4 protein-coding genes are annotated in these 4,001 nt (G+C 67.8%); 1 reads left to right on the plus strand and 3 read right to left on the minus strand.

Annotated features, from left to right (window positions below):
* On the plus strand, window positions 1-784 hold a 784-nt coding region (locus M3498_10375; GenBank protein MDQ3459687.1), incomplete at its 5' end, for a hypothetical protein.
* Here M3498_10375 and M3498_10380 read toward each other — a convergent pair.
* From M3498_10380 to M3498_10390, 3 genes are all read right to left on the minus strand, one after another.
* Window positions 722-1,693, minus strand: coding sequence for a hypothetical protein (locus M3498_10380; GenBank protein ID MDQ3459688.1), 972 nt, complete (start codon window positions 1,691-1,693; stop codon window positions 722-724). The genes M3498_10375 and M3498_10380 overlap by 63 nt on opposite strands.
* A gap of 81 nt (window positions 1,694-1,774) precedes the next feature.
* A complete protein-coding gene (gene trpS, locus M3498_10385) occupies window positions 1,775-2,824 on the minus strand; it encodes a tryptophan--tRNA ligase (protein ID MDQ3459689.1) in 1,050 nt (349 codons plus the stop codon).
* Between the two features lie 288 nt (window positions 2,825-3,112).
* A partial coding sequence (locus M3498_10390; protein ID MDQ3459690.1) for an alpha-amylase family glycosyl hydrolase occupies window positions 3,113-4,001 on the minus strand: 889 nt, incomplete at its 5' end.

Consider the following 4,001-nt stretch of genomic DNA (forward strand, 5'->3'; position numbering starts at 1 on the left):
CGCCGCCGTCGGTGAGGACCGCCTCGAGGTCGTCGAGGCGGTCCTCACCCAGACCAACGGCTCGTGGCAGGCCGAGCACGTCGGCTTCCGGGCGAGCAGCCCAGGCCCGCGCCTGCCCGACTTCTTCGCCGGTCCGGCGGCGGGCTGGGCCTTCGTCCTCTTCACCGCGCTGCTCCTCTACCTGAGCTTTACCCCGTCGTTCCTGCGGCGCTGGTTGGAGCGGGGCCTGGCGGTCATCCGCGAGCACCGCCGCCTGGTCGTCGCCACCGTCGCCTTGCTCTACGGCGTCTTCTTTCTGGGCATGCTGACCGGCACCGCCCTGCCCGCCGAGTGCGAGGCCGCGCTGGTGGGCATCATCGACTCGAGCCTGCAGACCATCGGCGTCGCCGAGATCGCGCAAACGGGCGACGTGGCGGGCCTGGCCGGGGCCATCACCTACTGGAACTTCACCATGGGCACGCTGTTCACCACGCTCTTGCCCGCCTACCTCTTCGCCCTGCCCGCCTACCTCTTGAATACCGCCCGCTTCTACACCCTGGGCATTCCCTTCGGCTTCAACCTGGACCCGGCGCTACTCCTGCTGCAGTCGCCCGTCATCCTCTTGGAGCTCCTGGCCTATATCCTGGTCACGGCCGGTGGCGGCATGTTCCTGGTCACCCTCATCCGCAAGGGCTTCGGCGGCTACCGCGAGGGCCTCGCCAAGCTCCTGCTCACGCTGCCTTTAGCGCTGCTGCTTCTCGTCGCGGGCGCCTGGTACGAGGCCTTCCTGGTGCTGGGTTTCTAGCGGCTGGGCTTCTAGGAGCTGGGGTTTCAGGCCCAAGGTCCGCCGAACCGCGGGCGCCACGTCCACGAGGCTGGCCGCGCCCGTAAAGGCGGCCACAGCTCCAAGCACGAGGAGGGGTACGGGGTTCAGGGTATGCGTCTTCACGCGCTTGTCCTCAATGTTGCCGTGGTCGGAGCTTAGCACCAGCGTCGTGCCGTTCAGCGCCGGGACGAGACCGGCGAAAAAGGCGTCGAGCCGCTCCACCAGCGAAACGGCCTCGGCGAAGGGCCAGCGGTGCCCGGCGGCGTCGCTGAGCCAGAAGTCGAAAAAGGTGAAGGGCTGCCCCTGGGCGAACGCCCCCAGCAAAGCCCCGGCCTCTTCAGGACCGCGCTCGGGCAGGCGCGGCTCGAGCGCGTGCAGGTAGCTGCCGGTCAGGTCGGCGCTGGTGCCCTCGCCCGCCAGGTAATCCTCGGCCGTCTTGAGGGCGAGCCCGGCGGCCAGCGCGCTGTAGACGGGCACGTTGAGGCGACGCTGACCGCGCCTCACCGCCTCGAAGAAGCCCTCCGGGTAGGCGTTGGCCAGCGCACTCGTCTTGCCCGCCCCCCGCAGCTCCGAGAAGAGCGTTCCGGCCTCGAGCACGGCCTTGAGCGTCGGTCCCGGGTAGGGGCCGTAGTGGCGGTTCATCAGCGCGGCGGCGTTGTGGCCGCTCAGGAGCGCCGTCTGACCGGTGGCCGACTGCGGCAGGCCGGGTACGCCGAGCCGGGCGTCCAAGGGCCGAAAGAGCAGCTTCTCCTCGCTGAGGGAGCCCCGCGCCAAGGTCAGCCGACCACCCAACAGGCCATCCAAAAAAGGCGTCTCGGCGGCGACCAAAGGGTTGTGAGCGGACTCCTCCGCGCCCAAACCCACGCCGTCCAGAAAGACGAAGAGCACGCGTTCCTTCACTCTCGGCCCGGTTCAGCTCCACCCGGTTCAGCCCCACCCGGTTCAGCTCCACAGTCAGCCCCACAAAGGCTAACCAAGGCCCGTCGCCCCTCTCACCCGCGCCATCGTCTTCGAGGCGATGGCCCTCGCCCTGTCGGCGCCCCGCTCGAGCGTGGCCTCGAGGTAAGCGGGGTCCTTCATGAGCTCGCGGTAGCTCGCCTGGAGGGGCTCGAGGGTCGCCAGGACCGCCTCCAGGACCTCCTTTTTGAGCTGGCCGTAGCCCTGGCCCGCGAACCTCGCCTCCACGGCCTCCCGGCTCTCGCCGCTGAGCACCCGGTAGAGGCCGAGCAGGTTGCGCACCCCCGGCGAGGCCTGCTCGAAGCGGGTCTCGCGCGCCGAGTCCGTCACCGCCGACATGATCGCCTTCTTGATGGTACGAGCGTCGTCGAGCAGGCCGATGGCGTGGCCGGGGCGGGTCACGGCGAGGCTCTTGCTCATCTTGGTCTCGGGGTCGTCTAGGCCCATGACCCGCGCGCCCACCTCGGGGATCACCGCCTTGGGCAAGACGAAGGTCTCGCCGAAGAGGTGATTGAAGCGCACCGCGATGTCCCGGGTCAGCTCGATATGCTGGCGCTGGTCCTCGCCGACGGGCACCTCGTCGGTGTCGTAGAGCAGGATGTCCGCCGCCTGCAAGGTGGGGTAGACGAGCAGGCCCGAGCCGATACTTTCAAACTGCCGGGACTTCGCCTTGAACTGGGTCATCCGCTGGAGCCAGCCCAAGGGGGTCGTGCAGTTAAAGATCCAGGCGAGTTCGCTGTGCTCGCGCACCCGCGACTGGATGAAGACGATGTTGCGCTCGGGGTCAAGGCCGCTGGCGAAGTAGAGCGCGGCCACCTTGCGCGCGCTGTCGCGCAAGGCCGCGGGGTCGATCTGCTCGGGGATGGTCAGCGCGTGCAGGTCGACGACGCAGAAGACGTTGTCGCTCGCGTCCTGGTGCCGCACCCACTGCCTGAGCGCGCCCAGGTAGTTGCCGATGTGGAGCTCGCCTGAGGGCTGCACCCCCGAGAAGACGCGCCGCCTGGCCGGAGTCCCCTGCTGTTTCGTCTTGCTCTTCGTTTCACCCAACGTTGTATCGCTCATCCGACTAAGTATAGGGCACAAGTATAGGGCAGATGCCAGCAGAGGGCAAAATCCCGTCCTCCTCGGCAGCCCGGTTCGGAGTAGACTGTTTTTGATGGCTGTCGTCGAGCCTGGTACTGCACTCGAGGTTGATTGGTGCATGAATTTGTTTTTGCAGGCCTCCGCAAGCTCGAGAGCGACCCCTTCGCTCCGAACCTAAAGACCCACAAGGCACGAGGGAGTGACGGCGTGCCTGCTTTTAGCTCGAGGAAAAGCTTGCGCCCGCCGGCTGAGCAAGGGTGACACCAGCTAGTCGCCCAGGGCGACGATGATCATGCTGACGGGCCCCAAGGTGAGCACCGCCTCGAGCGTCTCCCCGCTGATGAGGTCGCGCGCCGCGTCGGCGCCGAGCAGGTCCGTCAGGTCCGCCTCGCGCTCCTGCGCGCTGAAGTTCGCGACCACCAGCATGCGCTCGGCTGCAGAGGAGCGGATGAAGGCGTAGACGTTCGGCACGTCCAGGGGCGCGGTCTCGTAAAGGCCGTGAGCGAGCGCCGGACTGCTGTTGCGCAGCGCGATCAGCGTCTTGTACCAGTTCAAGAGCGAGTCCGGGTCCCCCAGCTGCGCTGCCACCGTAACCGCCTCGTCCTCGCTCGAAAAGGCGTACCAGGGCCTGCCCGTCGTGAAGCCCGCCTGCGGCCCCGCCTCCCAGCGCATCGGCGTGCGCTTCTCCTCGTCGCGGTCGCCGGGGCCGCTGGGCATACCGATCTCCTCGCCGTAGTAGAGAAAGGGCGTGCCGGGCAGGGTTAGCAGCATGCCCGCGGCGAGCTTGAGCCGAGAAACGTCGCCGCGCAGGGTGGTGGCGAGGCGCGGCTGGTCGTGGTTGGCGAGAAAGGTGCCCACCCAGGCGCCGTCGGGATAGAGGCGCATGTCCTGCTCGACCAGGAATTGCAGGTTGAAGGGGTTGCGGCGGTTGACGGTCTCGATCATCGTTCTCGCCCGCGGGAAGTTGAAGGACATGTCGAGATCGGCCTGCTCGTGGTAGCGGACGATCGTCTGGGTGTCGGTCCAGGTCTCGCCGACGACAAAGGCGTCCGGGTCCACCGACCTCACAAAGGCCTGGAAGTCCCTCACCCAGGCGAAGTTCTCCGGGGCGTTGGCGGTGCGGCCGTCCTCGCCCTCGACGATGTGCTGGAGGGGG

The organism is Deinococcota bacterium (genome assembly GCA_030858465.1).
GTDB lineage: Bacteria > Deinococcota > Deinococci > Deinococcales > Trueperaceae > JALZLY01.